Origin of the sequence: Paracoccus sp. N5 (genome assembly GCF_000371965.1) — a bacterium.
In the GTDB taxonomy this organism is placed as follows: Bacteria; Pseudomonadota; Alphaproteobacteria; order Rhodobacterales; family Rhodobacteraceae; genus Paracoccus.
The window spans coordinates 334,555-350,236 of record NZ_AQUO01000003.1; the positions used below are offsets into that span (position 1 = coordinate 334,555).

At 61.7% G+C, this 15,682-nt stretch carries 21 protein-coding genes; 17 read left to right on the forward strand and 4 right to left on the reverse strand.

The features are described 5' to 3' along the window. Positions 1-47: 47 nt before the first annotated feature. Positions 48-326 (forward strand): STAS/SEC14 domain-containing protein, encoded by a 279-nt coding sequence (locus PARN5_RS22740; RefSeq protein ID WP_018001726.1) that lies wholly within the window; start codon positions 48-50, stop codon positions 324-326. 266 nt (positions 327-592) lie between these two features. Here the strand turns inward: PARN5_RS22740 and PARN5_RS0120925 are convergent, their stop codons facing one another. Both PARN5_RS0120925 and PARN5_RS0120930 read right to left on the reverse strand, forming a co-directional pair. Continuing rightward, complete coding sequence (locus PARN5_RS0120925; protein ID WP_008336115.1) at positions 593-1,435, reverse strand: hypothetical protein; 843 nt, start codon at positions 1,433-1,435, stop codon at positions 593-595. 237 nt (positions 1,436-1,672) lie between these two features. Further along, complete coding sequence (locus PARN5_RS0120930; protein WP_076367358.1) at positions 1,673-2,326, reverse strand: hypothetical protein; 654 nt, start codon at positions 2,324-2,326, stop codon at positions 1,673-1,675. Between the two features lie 461 nt (positions 2,327-2,787). Between PARN5_RS0120930 and PARN5_RS0120935 the strand changes: the two genes are divergently transcribed. Both PARN5_RS0120935 and PARN5_RS0120940 read left to right on the forward strand, forming a co-directional pair. After that, positions 2,788-3,030 (forward strand): type II toxin-antitoxin system ParD family antitoxin, encoded by a 243-nt coding sequence (locus PARN5_RS0120935; RefSeq protein WP_018001728.1) that lies wholly within the window; start codon positions 2,788-2,790, stop codon positions 3,028-3,030. A gap of 5 nt (positions 3,031-3,035) precedes the next feature. Further along, positions 3,036-3,356 carry a type II toxin-antitoxin system RelE/ParE family toxin gene (locus PARN5_RS0120940; protein ID WP_018001729.1) on the forward strand — a complete coding sequence of 107 codons (321 nt, stop codon included), beginning with the start codon at positions 3,036-3,038 and terminating at the stop codon, positions 3,354-3,356. 14 nt (positions 3,357-3,370) lie between these two features. On the opposite strand, the gene PARN5_RS0120945 is transcribed toward PARN5_RS0120940, so the two are convergent. Then, the gene (locus tag PARN5_RS0120945) at positions 3,371-3,598 is read right to left on the reverse strand and encodes a hypothetical protein (protein ID WP_026155635.1); all 228 of its coding nucleotides are present in this window, start codon (positions 3,596-3,598) and stop codon (positions 3,371-3,373) included. A 245-nt stretch (positions 3,599-3,843) separates the two neighbouring features. Here PARN5_RS0120945 and PARN5_RS0120950 point away from each other — a divergent pair, with 245 nt between their 5' ends. From PARN5_RS0120950 to PARN5_RS0121015, 14 genes are read left to right on the forward strand one after another with little or no spacing between them, the layout of a single operon-like run. Beyond that, the gene (locus PARN5_RS0120950) at positions 3,844-4,170 is read left to right on the forward strand and encodes a hypothetical protein (RefSeq protein ID WP_010138156.1); all 327 of its coding nucleotides are present in this window, start codon (positions 3,844-3,846) and stop codon (positions 4,168-4,170) included. Then, positions 4,127-4,810 (forward strand): lytic transglycosylase domain-containing protein, encoded by a 684-nt coding sequence (locus PARN5_RS23770; protein ID WP_026155636.1) that lies wholly within the window; start codon positions 4,127-4,129, stop codon positions 4,808-4,810. Before PARN5_RS0120950 ends, PARN5_RS23770 begins: the two co-directional genes overlap by 44 nt. Beyond that, on the forward strand, positions 4,807-5,121 hold the full coding sequence (locus PARN5_RS0120960; RefSeq protein ID WP_009574150.1) for a TrbC/VirB2 family protein: 315 nt from the start codon (positions 4,807-4,809) through the stop codon (positions 5,119-5,121). The genes PARN5_RS23770 and PARN5_RS0120960 overlap by 4 nt, the downstream gene beginning before the upstream one ends. A 9-nt stretch (positions 5,122-5,130) precedes the next feature. After that, positions 5,131-5,409: a VirB3 family type IV secretion system protein gene (locus tag PARN5_RS0120965; RefSeq protein ID WP_009574151.1), complete on the forward strand. Its 279-nt coding sequence runs from the start codon at positions 5,131-5,133 to the stop codon at positions 5,407-5,409. Then, on the forward strand, positions 5,399-7,783 hold the full coding sequence (locus PARN5_RS0120970; RefSeq protein ID WP_026155637.1) for a type IV secretion system protein B4: 2,385 nt from the start codon (positions 5,399-5,401) through the stop codon (positions 7,781-7,783). The genes PARN5_RS0120965 and PARN5_RS0120970 overlap by 11 nt, the downstream gene beginning before the upstream one ends. Next, positions 7,780-7,995 (forward strand): hypothetical protein, encoded by a 216-nt coding sequence (locus PARN5_RS0120975; RefSeq protein WP_018001735.1) that lies wholly within the window; start codon positions 7,780-7,782, stop codon positions 7,993-7,995. The genes PARN5_RS0120970 and PARN5_RS0120975 overlap by 4 nt, the downstream gene beginning before the upstream one ends. 4 nt (positions 7,996-7,999) lie before the next feature. Further along, a complete protein-coding gene (locus PARN5_RS0120980) occupies positions 8,000-9,166 on the forward strand; it encodes a lytic transglycosylase domain-containing protein (RefSeq protein ID WP_026155638.1) in 1,167 nt (388 codons plus the stop codon). Continuing rightward, positions 9,163-9,960, forward strand: a complete 798-nt coding sequence (locus PARN5_RS0120985) for a type IV secretion system protein (protein WP_008336087.1) — start codon at positions 9,163-9,165, stop codon at positions 9,958-9,960. The genes PARN5_RS0120980 and PARN5_RS0120985 overlap by 4 nt, the downstream gene beginning before the upstream one ends. Before the next feature lie 14 nt (positions 9,961-9,974). After that, a complete protein-coding gene (locus PARN5_RS0120990) occupies positions 9,975-10,622 on the forward strand; it encodes a type IV secretion system protein (RefSeq protein WP_008336086.1) in 648 nt (215 codons plus the stop codon). Continuing rightward, entirely contained in the window at positions 10,619-11,320 is a 702-nt protein-coding gene (locus tag PARN5_RS0120995; protein ID WP_026155640.1) for a TrbG/VirB9 family P-type conjugative transfer protein, read from the forward strand. Before PARN5_RS0120990 ends, PARN5_RS0120995 begins: the two co-directional genes overlap by 4 nt. Next, positions 11,317-12,642, forward strand: a complete 1,326-nt coding sequence (locus PARN5_RS0121000; protein ID WP_026155641.1) for a TrbI/VirB10 family protein — start codon at positions 11,317-11,319, stop codon at positions 12,640-12,642. The genes PARN5_RS0120995 and PARN5_RS0121000 overlap by 4 nt, the downstream gene beginning before the upstream one ends. A gap of 1 nt (position 12,643) precedes the next feature. Beyond that, positions 12,644-13,678 carry an ATPase, T2SS/T4P/T4SS family gene (locus PARN5_RS0121005; protein WP_018001739.1) on the forward strand — a complete coding sequence of 345 codons (1,035 nt, stop codon included), beginning with the start codon at positions 12,644-12,646 and terminating at the stop codon, positions 13,676-13,678. Positions 13,679-13,695: 17 nt separating this feature from the next. Beyond that, positions 13,696-14,115: a hypothetical protein gene (locus tag PARN5_RS0121010; protein WP_018001740.1), complete on the forward strand. Its 420-nt coding sequence runs from the start codon at positions 13,696-13,698 to the stop codon at positions 14,113-14,115. Further along, complete coding sequence (locus tag PARN5_RS0121015) at positions 14,115-15,140, forward strand: type IV secretion system protein (protein ID WP_018001741.1); 1,026 nt, start codon at positions 14,115-14,117, stop codon at positions 15,138-15,140. The genes PARN5_RS0121010 and PARN5_RS0121015 overlap by 1 nt, the downstream gene beginning before the upstream one ends. A gap of 35 nt (positions 15,141-15,175) precedes the next feature. On the opposite strand, the gene PARN5_RS0121020 is transcribed toward PARN5_RS0121015, so the two are convergent. Next, entirely contained in the window at positions 15,176-15,661 is a 486-nt protein-coding gene (locus PARN5_RS0121020; protein WP_036745186.1) for a DUF411 domain-containing protein, read from the reverse strand. Between the last annotated feature and the right edge of the window lie 21 nt (positions 15,662-15,682).

Sequence of the window (15,682 nt, forward strand, 5' to 3'; positions counted from 1 at the left end):
TCGGGCTCGTCTGCGAAGGCAAGTTGACGGAGACAGAATTCAAGTAAATGCACGCGCTGCTTCATGAGCGTCTTGGAACAACCGATAATCCGGGTCTGGTTCTCGACCTTACAAGTTTCGAGGGCTACGAAGAGCCTTCGGCGATGCTAGAAGATCTGAAGGTCGACACCGCCCACGCGAACGATTTCGGTCGCATAGCGGTTGTCGGAGAACGCAGATGGATGGAATGGGGCGCACGGGTGGTCAACCTATTGACGGGCTCCGAGTTGCAGTGGTTCGAATCCAGCGATACCGAGTCCGCAATTGCGTGGGCGCGTGACGGGTAGCCAGCGATTCTGCAAGAAAAGGACTCTGGCCTGGAAATTGACATCACATCAGATGCTTCACGATTAATGGAGGAACGGAACGATCTAAATGTAGTCAGCAACATTTGTCTGCTCGGATGAAACAATCCGATGCAGTTTGATGTCGACTTTAGGCTGCATAATAAGTCCCTACGCGCTGAATTCTTCGAAATTTAACATAAACTTCACTATCGGAACTTGACATCTGTAGCGGGGCTTTCATGGACTCCAAGTCCGAGCAAGCGAAGCTACCGGGATATCTCCCCTTCCAGCACCGCTCGTCCGTGCACCGCCAAGGTTGCTGAAAACCTCTGGCACCCAAACTTGCGGATCACATCGAGTACCCGCGCTTCGTAGGCAGCGTGTCCGATCAAGCGACACAAGTCGGACGCGTGGAACTGGCGGTTCGCAGTTGGTGCGGCTTGCATCTGTCTCAGCAATTCGCGCTCTTTGGGATCCGTTATTGGTCTCGCGGGCGGCTTGACCGCGGGACGAGTTGGAGTTCCCCACGAATTTCGCCATCGGCGCATGAAGCCAAGCAGGAAGCCGGCCGGCACCCTGCCGTTGCCTCGGGACCGGTTGAAGGCAAGGAAGCGATCCCAGATGACCTGGGTGTCGATGTTCCAGCAGGGCAACGTGGCCTTCGCTGCTTTGATGAGCTCCGCCCAACTTGTCTGAAAAACGTTCGAACTCGTGGTGATATCGATCAGCCCTGAGAAGATAGTTTTGTTTTTATTATCTCTAGATAGTGATGTGTCGCCTTCACCTGACACGAGATCATGGGTTTCACTCTCCTCGTCGAAAGCGGAAAACCGAAAGATCCAGGGCGCGAACTTGCCATTCGGCTTCGCCCGCTCGAGCTGCAACTCCGAAGCCTCAAGTTCGCTCAGAAGAACCGCAAGATACTGCCGTGAGACACCCATCTTCTCCGCCAGGGCCGAGAGGGTGAAGGCTGCCGTTCCGCGCGACAAACCGTTGTAGCCATCCTTCCAGGCGATGGCATCGAGGATGAGGGTGGCAAGCTTGTGCGCTGCAACAGAGAGATTTGTCTGCGTGATCCGTCGCAGGATCAGGCCGGTCGTAGGTTCCATGGTCGAGGTCTCCTTGGAGATCCGACGCCATGTCGTGAGACAACAACATTCTTGCCAGCAAAACAACTTTGCTGGTTGCAGGTGTTTTAGCGGTGCGCTAGGAAACTCTTGTTCACGGAGTTTTCTAGCACGGCGTCAGGCTTCACGGTCTGGCGTCGTCTCCTTTTCGGGGGTTTTGCACAGCCTTCCGTGCGGGGTTGTCAGGACGCGCGCGGTAAAAACCGCGCGCAGATTTTGTCAGTAGCGAACTTCTTCAGAACCATAGTTCCCGGCGTGATCACGCCAGTCGACGAAGACGGAACGGTAAAAGTAGCTGCCACATCCATTCGGGATGCTCAGGCCAGATGCGGCTGGCACCTGGCCCACGGTGGATCTTGTCCATCGGTAGTCGCCCTGCACGCCGTAGGACCCCAATCGCGTCGAGTCGCTGCGATTGCAGTCGCCATCTCGGTTTTCGTGCTGGCGATACTGGATGTGATAGACCCGTATGCTGCGCACGAAATCAAAGGCGTCGCCCGAGATGTCGATGTCGGCTTGTTCATCCGCTTGGACGCGGACAAGGGGCATAGGAGTCGATTCCTGCGGTTCGGGCGGATCGCGGAACGTGATGTCATAAAGGCGTTCCATAGGCGACATTGGACTGGGGTCTTTGAACGACACACCCATTGGGCACCGCCAGATTTGTAAGGGCGGCTCGATCGGCCATGGCGTGATCCGCCGAATGAAGACCGCTCTGGCATGCGCGCAGGGCGCAGAGGCAGGCCAACCGCCCGCAAGGCAGAGGAGGATCGCACAATCCACCTGATAGGCCTGAGCCGGAGCTGACGAGGCCATTAGTCCGGATATGCTTATTGCCGTGGCTGTTGCCACGCCGTGGATCACGTGCTTCATGATGCCGACTCCATCTATAATGGTGCAGCGATACGAAACAACATTAATGATAGCAAGGAGATTTGATTGATGGTTGCGTGCGATTGTTCGCTTGTCTAGCTTGATGGCTTCCAAGAACTGACGTCGGTTCTGGCTGCTTCGGCGTCTTGAAAGTGGCCAAAATTGCGGACCTCTTTCATGTTAACTTTCACTCAAATATCTGTAACCAAATACAAATATGGCATTTCAATGCGGCCACGAAAGCGGTCATGGAAGAACAGGCCGCATGAGCCCGTCACACGGCGAGTCGCAGCGCTCATGGTCTCGGGAATGGCAGAACGGAAAACTGTCTCGCCTGGTTCCCCGGCGGGAATCCGGGCGCAGAAGGACGGGGTGGAGCAACGAGCCTATGTTGGGACCGAACATGACCTTGAAGATTTATGTCAGTATCTGATACGATTGAGCATGGATAGGAGAGTCTGATGCCAAACGTCCACCTGACCGAACCGATGCAGAAATATGTGCAGGCGCAGATCGAGTCCGGCGCTTACGCCAATCTGAGCGAAGTCGTGCGCGCCGGCGTGAGGATGCTGATGGAGAAGGACGGCGCGCGGCAGTTCTACGCCCTAAAGGCCGACCTCGAGATGGCAGCCACCCTGGCCGAAAATGGAGACTTCGCCGAGTTTGATGCCCATGCTTTCGAACCGGATGCGTTTGATCGCTGACCCGCATGACTATTCGACTTTCCGGTCGGGCCAGGTCCGACCTTGAAGAGATCCGTGCCTACACCGTCGAGACCTGGGGCAGGGACCAATGGCTCGTCTATTACCGCCAGTTGGTCACCGCCTTCGAGCGGATCACCGGGGATCCCGACGTGGGCCGGGACAGGAGTCTCTTTGTCCCGGGGATGCGGTCCGTCAATTGCCAGCGTCATGTGATCTTCTACAAGCGGCTCGATGCGGCTGATGGCGCGGCAGTCATCCTGCGCATCGTGCACCAGCGCCGCAACATGCCCGCGCTCGTCTACTACGAGGATCTCGACGGCGGTTGAGCCCTTGCGTTTCCTCATTCTAATAGCTCGACCAGTCTTCCATAGTCTTCACTGACCTCGCGTGCCTCCTGAAACGCGCGTTGACGCTCGGCATCAAGGCATCGGAAGTATTCCTGGATGTCGACGATGTAGCCCTCAAAATCAGAACGCAACAGATCGGCGTAGACACGCATGTCTTCTTGCGACTGGGGCAAGAACGGTCGCTCGGGAGGTACGCAATCCGCAGCCGCAGCTACCGGCATGCTTCCAAGCAGGAACGCAAACAGCAACGGTGCGTTGCGCGCAATAAACAAGCGCAGGGCAAAACTCCTTTGCCGCCTTTAAGATTATCATTCTGTCGGCTATCACCGTTATCGGAGCAAGGCGAACTTCGTCAACACGTTATTATTGTCTTGCTATCATTAATGTTGTCTTGTATCGCCCACGGTGTTGCGACCCCGTGGGCCCGAGACTGCACCCAGGCAGAAGAAGGACCCAAGGGAAGGCCATGATAGAAGAAGCCCCGAATGTGGTTACAGAAGACGGACTGCGCGGCTTGCTCGCCGAGGGCTACCTCATTGAGGTGGTCTGCAAGGAGAGAGCAGAGAAGCGCCATAACAGCTGGTACGGCTCGTGGGTCATCCGCGCCGTCGCCACTGATGGGCGTGACGATAAAATGCTCGTCACCAGCCGAAGCGTCCTCAAGCTCCGCGACTTCAAAACCATCGTTGGTCTTGTCAGCTTCCTGGCCGACATGGGCTGTACGACCGCTAGCATCCCACTTGAAGAAGGTGGCCGCGAACGCCACGCCGCGCCTCCGGTCAAAGGCAGCTGACCGCGCGACTGCGCTCGTCGTTGCTTTGGGTACAGGCGTTTGTTCCGCGCCCCCGGCCCTGGCCGACGGTTTTATCTTTTCGGTTGGCCCAGACGGCCAATTGATTTCCTCTTCTCAAGAAGCAAACGAGCGCCTTTTTCTCTTCGCAGAACCTCGCGTTCCTGACGCAACGAGCGAGACAGCGATCCCGGCTCGATCCGCCGCCCGCGCCACCCCAGAAATCCTCCATGCTATCGAGACCACGGCTCTGCGGTATGCCGGGCATGGTGCACTGCGTCGCGCAGGGCTTTCAGTCACTGATTGGGCGCTCCTTTACCGGGCCAATATCGAAGTCGAGAGCGCATACAATCCGGCTGCACGTAGCCCTGTCGGTGCCATAGGCCTTGGCCAGCTCATGCCGGATACCGCCCGCGACCTCGGCGTGGACCCACATAACATTGCGCAGAACCTCGACGGATCAGCCCGCTACTTGCTGATGATGCTCGACCAGTTCGGCGAGGGCTCTCTGGCCCTTGCAGCGTACAACGCTGGCCCTGAGGCGGTCACACGCCACGGCGGCATCCCCCCTTTTCGAGAAACCCAAGGGCACGTGGCCCGTGTGACTGCCGTGTTTGAGCGGCTCAGAGGAGATCTTTCATGACATCGAGGAAACGTCAAAGCGTGCTCCGCACGCGGGCGATCACCGCGTTCGGCGCGATGGCCCTTATCGTGCTGGCAGGTCCAGCGCTCGCGCAGAGCATCGACCTCTCGCCGGTACAGACCCTGCTTCAAGGCATTGTCGATGCGATCACCGGTCCCTTGGGGATCGTGATTGGCACGCTCGCGCTGATCGGGGTGTTCCTTTCCTGGCTCTTTGGCATCCTCGACTTTCGTCAGGCGCTCTGGGTCGTGGTTGCAATCGCCGGCATCGCCGCAGCACCCACCATCGTCGCCGCCATCTGGACCACCTGAGCTCCATCCATGGCTGACCAGTCCCGCGTATTCATCGGTCTTCTCAGGCCACCCAAGCTGATGGGCTTGCCGATCATGTACGCCATGGTCTGGCTCTTCGGCTCGACGCTCCTGTTCCTCTGGGTGCAGAGCTGGGTGGTGGCTGTGTTCGCGGGGTTGGCCTGGCCGGCGCTCTGGAAGGCCGCAGACTGGGATCCGAACTTCCTCGATGTCCTGGTGATCACCCTGCAGGAAACCCCGCCCACGACGAACCGCAAGCTGCACGGAGGCGACAGCTATGCCCCGTGATGGACTTGCCGATGAGGTTGAGAACGCCATCGATCCGCTGACTGCGCTACCCTCATGGGTCAAGGGCGAGAAGCGGCTCTCAATGATGCTGCCTTATGTGAGCCTCGTGAACGACCGAACGATCCGGACACGCGGCAACGAGCTGATGCAATGCATCCGGCTCGAGGGGGTGAACAGCACCACGAGCGAGGACGGGCATCTCGACCGGATCGGAGGGTTGCTGGCTGGCATCGTGGCGCAGGTCGGGACCGAGTTCTCATTCTACTTGCACAAGGTCTCGAAAGCGGTCGACGTGACCCTGCCGCCCGTTCCGGGCGAAGGGTTTGCGGCCGCCGTCGACAAACGATGGCACGCGCATCTCGGCCGCGCGGGTTTGCGCGACAAGACGCTGACCCTGACGGTGCTGAAGCGACCTGAGACCGGCAGCCGCTTGCCATTCGGACTTGGGGCGTCTCGCTCGCGACATGCGGCCGACACCACCCGCCGCTTGCGCAAGCTCGACGAGGTTGTGGGGTTTCTGCTGTCCTCCTTCGATGAGCTGAAGCCCCGCCTGCTGGCCGCAAGCACCGGCGAGCTTCTGGGCTTCCTCGGTTCACTCAACACGGGCGAGGAGCACCCGCTCTTCCCCCGGTCGCGCCTCGGTGTGATCGCCGAGGACGTAGCCAATACCCGCGTCACCTTCCGCGGCACGACCATCGCACTCTCGGACGGTGCCGTCGGCGACAAGCACGGGGCGATCTTTGCGGTGAAGAACTACCCCGCCAAGACCGATAGCCTGATGCTCGACGAGTTGAATCTGCCCGTCGACATGGTGGTCACGCACTCTTTTGTGCCGATCAACGCCAACATCATGGCGGGCCGGATCAAGCGGCAGCTGCGGCTAATGCAGGCCGCCAATGACGGAGCCGTCAGTCTCGCCCAGGAACTGGAACTCGCGCAGGACGATCTGGAATCCAAACGCCTGATCTTCGGCGAGCACCACATGACCGTGGCCGTCTATGCCCGCACCCAGACGGCGCTTGACGACATCGCGGCCGAAATCCGCAACATCTCCGCCACTTCCGGGATCAACCTGATCTCGGAAGCCTTCGGGGCGCGGGCGCATTTCATGGCGCAGCATCCCGGCAATACCGGGGCGCGAAGCCGCAAGGCAGCGATCACAAACCACAACTTCACCGATCTCGCCGCCTTTCACCGCACCCCGCTCGGCAAGACTGGCAAAGAAGTGCCGTGGGGCGTGCCCATCACACTCTTCCCGACGCCCGAGCGCAGTGGTTTTCGCTTCAACTTCCACGAACAGGGCGCGCCGGATCGCGAGCCCACGGGAGGCCACACGCTGATCCTCGGCCGTCCCGGCTCCGGCAAATCCGTCCTGGCGGCTTTCCTGATGACCATGGCACGGCGGGCAGGTGCGCGAGTCTTCGTATTCGACTATCGCGCGGGCATGGAGATGGCCGTCCGCGCGCTCGGCGGCAGCTATTCGACCGTGCGGGCGGGGCGCCCCACGGGCCTCAATCCGCTCCAGACCGAGATCGACGTGCGGGGCCAGGCATGGCTTGCTGATTGGCTCGCGAGCCTCTTGGAGCGGCGCGATCGACCGCTAACCCCGGTTCAGACCAACCGATTGCAGGAAGTCGTGCGCCAGAACGCGAGCGCAGGACATGCGGGCCTACGAAACTGGTCGGATTTCGCCTCGCTGCTGGTCTCGACCGATGACGAGGGCGATCTCTTCGAGCGTATGCAGGAATGGACGGCCGAGGGTCGCTACGGCTGGATCTTCGGGGCCAATGCCGAGGACAGTTTCAGCATCGATGGAGACGTCGCGGGCTTTGACCTCACCGGCATCCTCGATTCCGAGAGCGAGCGGGAACGCATGGCGGTCCTGTCCTACCTCTTCCGCCGGGTCGAGCGGGTGATCGAGGACCGCAAGCCCACCATCATCGTCATCGACGAGGCATGGAAAGCCCTCGACAACGCCTATTTTGCGGAGCGGCTTAGCAACTGGCTGGTGACAGCCCGCAAGCAGAACGCCGTCGTCGTGATGATGACGCAATATGCCAGCCAGCTCGAGCGCACGCGCACCGGCAAGACCATCGTGGAAGCGGTGCCGACCCAGGTGCTCCTGCCCAACATTCGTGCTTCCGCCGCTGACTACGCGATGCTCGGCCTGACCGAGAAAGAGCTCGACGTGCTTCTGGGCGTCGGCTCGGCCTCGCGGCTCGCGCTTGTACGCGACGACCGTGGTTCCGTCGTGATCGATGCCGATCTCAGCGCGCTCGGCCCGCTCGTGACCATCCTTGGCGGAATGGAGAAGGGCGAAGCGCTTGTCGGCGCCGATTATCGCGAACGTCCTGATTTCTGGAGAGTGACATGACCCGTACCATCATTCGCAGCGTCGTGCTGCTCGGGCTCGGCCTGACCCTGACAGCCTGTGCGCAGCATAACCCCGCAGAGGCCAACTGCTTCAATTTTCGCGAGGCTCCTGCGCAGGCAGGGACCGCCACCGCCACGATCTCGACCATGGGGGCGGAGGTCACGCGCCGCGACACGGCCTGCGATTTCGTCCTCTTGGGGGCGGGCAGCTGAGCCAATGCGGACCTGGCTTCCTCTCTCGATGATCGGCTTTGCACTGGCAGGTCCCACGGCGGGGCCAGCGGTCGCCCAAGGCGTGCCGACCTTCGATCTGCGCCTCTTCGCAGAGCGGCAGGCCATCCTTGAGCAGACCGATCGGGACCTGGCACTGCAGCAGGACCGGCTAAGCCGCGAGGAGGAACTGGCCGAGATCGAGCGCCAGCAACTCGCCTCCCTCGAAGGGCTGATGGATGCCATGTCGCTTGGCGCTGGAGACGTGGCCGGAACCGTGGCGGGGCTCGAGGCGGGGCAGGGGGCGATTGACGACGTCGAAAGCGCGGCCGCCAGTCTTTATGCGCCCGAGGACACCAATCCAGCGGCAGCGCGGATGTTCGGCGATGCCAGGGAAGGGATCGAGGAGCTGATCATCCGCGCAGCACGCGACACCCATAGTCTGTCCGGGGTCGGCCGCGCAGGTCTTTCGCTCGTGCAATGGCGCTGTCTCTTGCAGGCGCTGATCTGGCAGGAAAGCCGTTTCCAGATCGGGGCACGCTCACCCGTGGGGGCCTTCGGACTTACCCAGATCATGCCCGGTACCGCGGGCGATCTCCGGATCTACCCGGCCTATTACGACGATCCCTATCTGCAGGTCACCGGCGGTGCGCGATACCTCGCACAAATGCTGAACATGTTCGACGGCAACATCATCCATGCGCTCGCCGCCTATAACGCCGGTCCGGGCAATGTGCAGGATTATGGCGGTGTGCCGCCCTTCGCGGAAACCCAAGCTTATGTCGTGGTGATCCCGCAGCAGTACAACAGCTACCTCGCGGCCGTAGGCGGCATCGATGCGCTCGGCACCATCGACCCTGTACACCTCGCCAACGCGAGTTTCAGCCTCTCGGCCCATGGCGCAGGGGTCTATGGCGATTATTCGCTGGTCTCGGTCCGTGCCGCCGCCCTGCGGGTTCAGGACATCATCACCCGCATCGGTGAGACCGAGGATCTCCACGAAGCCATCGCGCTCAACACCTATGCCCGGGCCGAACTGGCCCGGCTGGTCGCAATCCGGACCCGGATCAAGGCCGCCCGAACCGAGCCACTCAGCGCCGAGCAGATCGCCTTGGCGGCAGCCCAGGCTGCCGAGCGGCAATTCATGGATTTCAGTCAGGAGGATTTGCGTTGAACCTGCGCCTGCCCCGTTCCCTTTTCGCCGGTAGCATCGCTCTCGCGCTTGCCCTCAATGTCACCGGACCTGCCGCGGCACAGGGTGTGCCCACGGTGGACACGCAGAACATAGCTCAGGAAATCCGCCAGCTCCAACAGATGCTGCAGGATTTCGGGATCCAGACCGATCTTCTGGACAATGCGTTGGAGCAACTGGACATGCTGCAAAGCCAGCTCGATCAGCTGAACGAGATGTATGCCTCGCTCACCGGGCCGCGCAGCATCCTCGGGCTTGCCATGGGCGGGGACCTCGACACCTTGCTTGAGGCCAACTTCGAAGACATCCCCGGCCTGATCCGAGGCATCCAGGCGGGCGATTGGAGCGCGCTCATCGGGCCCAATGCCGGGCCCATGCGCACGCAGATGGAACAGGCGCTGGCAAGCGCCGGGTTCGACGAGGATTCACTCCGCGAGATCGCCACCAGCGGCAATCCGGGCGCCGAAGGCGTGGCCACGCGGGCAACCACAGGTGCTGTGATGTCGGCGGCGGCGCAGAACAGCCACGCAGAGGCGGAGCAGTCTCTCGAACGGGTGGAACGTCTGGTCGAGATGATCCCCGACATGGAGGATCTCAAAGCCTCGATGGATCATAACACACGCGTCACGGCGGAACTCGCCATCGCCATGACCCGGATGTGGGAGCTGGAAGCGATCCAAACCCTAGGCGCAGGCAATGCAGGCGTGGTTGACGCCGCCACCGTTGCCGAAGAACGCCGCTACATGGACTTCACCTTGCCGGATCTTGAGCCATGAGTGGGGCAGGGGTGATGACTGCGCGCGAGCTCGTGGAAGAGGAACTTGTCTACGGTGCCCTGCGCCGGGAACAGCTTTGGCGGATGATCGGCATTTCCGGGGCAGGCTTTGGCGTATTCGGCTGTTTGACGGCTGCGGCTGTCGCGCTGATGGTCGAGACGCCGCCTCCCGTGGTTGTCCCCTACGATCCCGCGACCGGGATGGCGCTCCCCAATGCCACGGTTGAAACCGTGTCGCTCGCCGAACGGCCTGCCGTGATCGAAGCGCAAATCTACCGCTACATTCTCGACCGCGAAACCTACAACCAGCTCGACAACGATCTTCGCGTCCGCCGTGTCCTCGCACAGTCCTCCGGATCGGCCGAAGCCAACATGCGCGCGATGTGGACATCGGGGCAGGACAGCTATCCGCCGACGCGTTACGGGGCTGCGGCCGAGATGGCCGTTGAGATCGCATCGATCACCCTTATTGGCGATAACCGCGCCCAGGTGCGGCTCAGAAAGCGCCTGACAAGCCCGCAAGGGGTACAGGATGGATCGTTCACTGCCACGTTGATGTTCGAATTCCGGCCCGAGCGGACCCGCGCGATCGACGATGTTTGGCAAAACCCTTTCGGCTTCACCGTTACCCAATATGCCATCCGATCGGACCGTTCCGAATGACTAGCACTCCAATCTCTGCGCTGCTGGCCGCCAGTATTCTCGCGTTCGCGGGAACGACTGCTTTGGCCGAAACTACGCCCCGTCCAGGTTCTCATGACAATCGCGTGCGCGTCGCGACCTGGACTGAAGGCCAGGTTTACCGTGTCGTCACGACTCTGACCCGCGTCACCACAGTCGAATTCGGTGAGGGTGAAACCATCCGCTCGATCATCGCCGGCGATACGGTCGGGTTTCAATTCGACGGTGTCCCGGGTGGCCGTGCCTTCGCCATCAAGCCGACAGCATCTGGCGTCGCCACCAACATCACCGTCTACACCAACCGCCGCTCCTACTACTTCCATGTCGTCGAAGCCCGGGAGACGCCGCATTATGTCGTGCAGTTCCGCTATCCTGAAAACCGCGTGCAACCCACTAGGGCGGTTGCGGCCGATGCGCCGAACGCGAACTATGCGGTCAGTGCCCGAGAAGAGTTCACGCCGACGGCCATCTGGGATGATGGTACCTTCACGTATTTCCGGTTCGCACGGAATGCACCGGTGCCCGCCATCTTCCGATATTCGAACGGCAGGGAACGCGCGGTGAACAGCCACACCTCAAGTGACGGCGTCATCCGCGTGTCTGGCGTCAACCGACAATGGGTCCTTCGCCTTGGCGAAGATGTGGTTTGCGTCCAGGACGCAGGGCAGGCCACATCATGACCGAAGGTACGGAAAACCTCGCCGCGCGCCTCGCGGCTCTCGAAGGTTCGACAGGCAAAGCGAAGGCCAACAAGCGGCCTGCGCCGCTTGCCGCGATCCTTGGAGTCGTCGGCATCGCGGCAGCAGGTGGTCTGGCGTGGGCTGCCCTGCAGCCGTCGGCAGAAGCGCCAATGGCGACCGCCGCGCCGGAAGAGTTCCAGAGCAGCGGCCCCGGATTCGGAGATCTGGCGCCGATTTCTGCCCCGGAGCCCAGCCAAGCCCCGCCTGCGGACACAGGTCCGAGCGAGTCGGAACTCGCGCTGATGGAAAGTCTTGCGACATTGAGAGCGGAACTCGAGGAACTGCGCGCAAGACCGGCCGAGGCCGCGGATAGCGGGGCGGAGCAGGCGATTGCGGACCTGACGGCGCAAATTGCCACCTTACAGCAAGCATCCGCCGAGGCGCAGCGTACCCTCGAGCGGCAGCTGACAGAGCGGGATCGCGAATTGGATCAGCTCCGCATGGACTTGGAACTTGCACGGCTTGCACCACCAGAGCCGACCTCATTGGGACCAAGTGAAGAAGAATTGCGGCTGGCCGAACTCGAAAGGCGGCGCGCAGCCGAAGCTGAGGCCCGCGCAGAGCGCATCGCGTCTCCTATGATCGCGTTCTCCGGGATGGGCGCGGGTGCGGATAGGGAGAATACGCTGGAAGCCGCGCGTCTGAATGCAGATGAAGCCTTTGTTCGTTCGGGCGCGCAACCAGCACAGGTGACACGTGCCGAAGTGATCGCGAACCCATCGAACACGGTTGTTCAGGGCACCATGATTCAGGCTGTGACAGAGACGGCCCTCGACAGCACACTGCCCGGCGCGATCCGCGCCATCGTCTCGGAAGACGTCCATTCTTTCGATGGAACGCGTATCCTGATCCCGCGCGGCGCGCGGCTGATCGGGCGCTACCGCTCTGATGTCGCACTTGCCCAATCGCGCGTCATGGTGGCATGGGATCGGATCATCTTGCCCGATAATCAGACCGTGCAGATCAGCGCCTTCGGTGGAGACGAACTCGGCCGTACTGGCACCACCGGGTTTGTCGACACCCGTTTCGCGCAACGCTTCGGCTCCGCCGCGCTGATCTCCTTGATCGGCGCCTTGCCTGCGGCTGCAGCGGGTCAAATCGACAGCGAGGCGGCGGCCGATGTTGCGAGTGATGTCGGCACCGACCTGCGCGATAGCACGCAAAGCGTGATGCAGGACTATCTGGCGATCCGGCCAGTGATACATGTCGATCAGGGTACACGGATCACGGTCATGGTTGATCGTGACCTCGAGATTTTCTGACATGGCTGCAAGTTATCTGGAAGCGTCGCTCGACCGTTTCGGCCCCGAGGTCCTGCGCGACGACACGATCGAGATCTGCATCAATCCCGACGGACAAGTCTGGGGCGAATTCCAGGGCGATCACTTCATGCGAGGTCTCGGCAGCCCGCTGAGCCAGACCGAGATCAAGGACCTCGGCAACCAGATCGCCTCGGCCGCCTCGACGACGCTCAGCACGAAGAAGCCCATTGTCTCGGTCTCGATCCTATATCGAGATCGCCCGATCCGCGCGCAGGTGATCCAGCCACCGGCAGTCGAGGGCGGGTTTTCAATATCGTTGCGCTTCTTCTCCTCCCTGCCGCTGGAGGCAATCCGGCTCGGCTTCCTCTATGGAAAGGAGCGCAGCCTCGAAGGTCTGCGGCGCGAACGAAACGCCGCGCTGCGCGATGTGGTTGCCTCCGGCGACATCGACGCCGCGCTGCGCTTCTGCGTCGAGAACAAGCTCAACATGATCGTTTCGGGCGGTACATCGACCGGCAAGACGGTCGCGGCGCGCAAGATCCTTTCGCTCATCCCGCCCGAAGAGCGGATCATCACCATCGAGGAGGCGGCCGAGCTGCGCCCCGAGCAGCCCAATGCCGTGACGTTGATCGTGGACCGGGACACGGATGCCCGCAGTGCAGATGTGCTCTTGGCCTCAACGCTTCGCATGCGACCCGACCGGATCGTCCTGGGCGAAGTCCGCGGGCGCGAGGCGATGACGTTTCTCGAGGCAATCAACACCGGCCACGGTGGATCGCTGACTACGCTGCATGCCGAGACCCCACAACTTGCTGTTCGCCGCCTCGCCATCGCCGCCCTGAAAACCGATGTGCCGATGACCTATGCCGACATGATCGATTACATCGAAGGCTCGATCGACGTGATCATCCAGGCCGGCCGCCATGAAGGCGCGCGCGGAATCACCGAGTTCTTCCTGCCGGGGCAGGTGAGACATCCAGACACGAACACGGCCGGAACCGAGGGCACCAAGCGCCCGGCGGTTGCCGCCGAATGACCCGAAAGGAAACCCCCATGCGCAAAATCACCCTCGCCGCAGTTGCCGCCCTGCTGGCCGCGCCGCTCGCGGCCCAGACCTCTCCCCAGGTCACGAACGATCTCACCGTGACCATCGCGCCCCAGCAGTACCGGATCTGCAACGACCGGCCCGCTCGCCCGACCTGGATGGATGAAGTCCACCCGCGCGAGGCCTACAAGGCGCTGACGTTGATGCGGCTCTACGAGTTGCGGTCCTGGGAGGCGATCAAGGCAACTAGCGACTGCGGCTGTGATGTCCGCTTCCCGTCATGGGATGCTGCCTCCGCCGAGTACGAGGAACGGTTCGCGACAAGCACGCAAGCGGAGCACACTCAGGCCCAATTGGCCCTCCGCAACGAACAGAACCAGATCGCCCGCGACGTCCAGGATATCTGCGAAGCGCAAGGCAACTGGTAATGAGCATCGTCAGCTGGATGGTCGGAACCGCCGACGGCTTCCTTGCCGATGCCGCCGAGTCCCAGTTCGGGGCTGTGGCGAGCAATACCGGCACGATCGTCCTGCTGATGGTCACGCTCTCGCTGATCGGCGTCTGCATCAACATGGCCTTCCAGTTCCGCAGCATGGATGGGGCCAGTTTCTTCTGGTACCTGATCAAGCTGATGTTGATAGGGCTCTTCGCCTTCAACTGGGCCAACTTCAACACGGTCGCCAATGCCGTGATCGGCGGGCTCGACTATGTTGCCGGGGCCCTGATCTCTTCGGTGGGCGGCGGCGGGGCAGGTGCCACCTACTTCGCGGGCGAATTCGATCGGCTGATCACGGAGTTCAGCCAATACCTGAACGCGATCGGCAACAACTTGAACTGGATGACCGGAGCGATCCTCGGCGGCATCGGCCTTGTGCTCTTGAGCCTCCTTGGCTTCATGACCGGCATCGTCCTCATCTTTGCCAAGATGATGCTGACGCTGATGCTGGGCCTTGCCCCGATCATGATCGCGTTGTCGCTCTTCGATGCGACCAAGGATTTCTTCCACAGGTGGGTCTCGACGACGATCAGCTACGCCTTCTACCCCATCGTCATCGCCGCCATGTTCTCGACCGTCGTCGGCATGGCGAATTCGCTTCTCGCGCAGCTCGGTGATCCGAACTCGGCAACCAACATCGGATCGCTCGTGCCGTTCTTCGTCATGGTTTTCTTGGCCAAGGGGTTTGTGGCAGCAACACCCCTGATCGTGCGGGGGATTTCGGGCAACCTGATGGTTGCGGCCGCGCCCGCCGTCGTTGCGGGATCGGCCGGGATCATGCGGGGGGTCTTCAATACCGACGGCGTGAAGGGCCGGGCGCGGATCGGTGCGCTCACGACAGGCGAAGTGATCGGGCGAGGCGCGGTGCAGATGCCTGCCGCTGTGCGGAGCGCCGCGGCAACGGCAAGCGCGCAGGTGGTCAGGATGGCCGAGAGGGCGAAAAGGCTGGGGCGGTGAAGCACAGCGCGACTGAGCAACGGCTGATGATCCAGCTAGAGACCTGCTGCCTCGTAGCGCGTGTACACCTCGGTGCTGCCGTCATGAAGGATGAGGAACACGTCGTAAGCCTCGCGTTCGCTCTCCGGCCCCATGCCGGGGGAACCGTAGGGCATGCCCGGAACGGCCAGACCCACGGCGCTGGGACGCTCGGCCAGCAGCCGCCGGATATCAGCGGCCGGCACATGGCCCTCGATCATGTAGCCCTCGACTTGGCCGGTGTGACAGGAGACCATCTCTTGCGGGATGCCATTGTCGGACTTGTAGCGCATCAGCATCGTGCCCATGCTCGCCTCGGTCGTGACGGTGAAGCCATCACCCTCCAGGATCTCGATCCAGGCCGAGCAGCAGCCGCAATTCGGGTCCTTCAGGACGTGTATCGACGGTCCTCCGGATTGCGCCAGCGACAGTTGGGGGAGCCCTGCAAGAAGGGCCGCGCTGCCGATCAGCAGGCCGCGTCGGGTGAGGGTGTCTTGTGTCATGTCGTTCTCCATGGGTTGAAG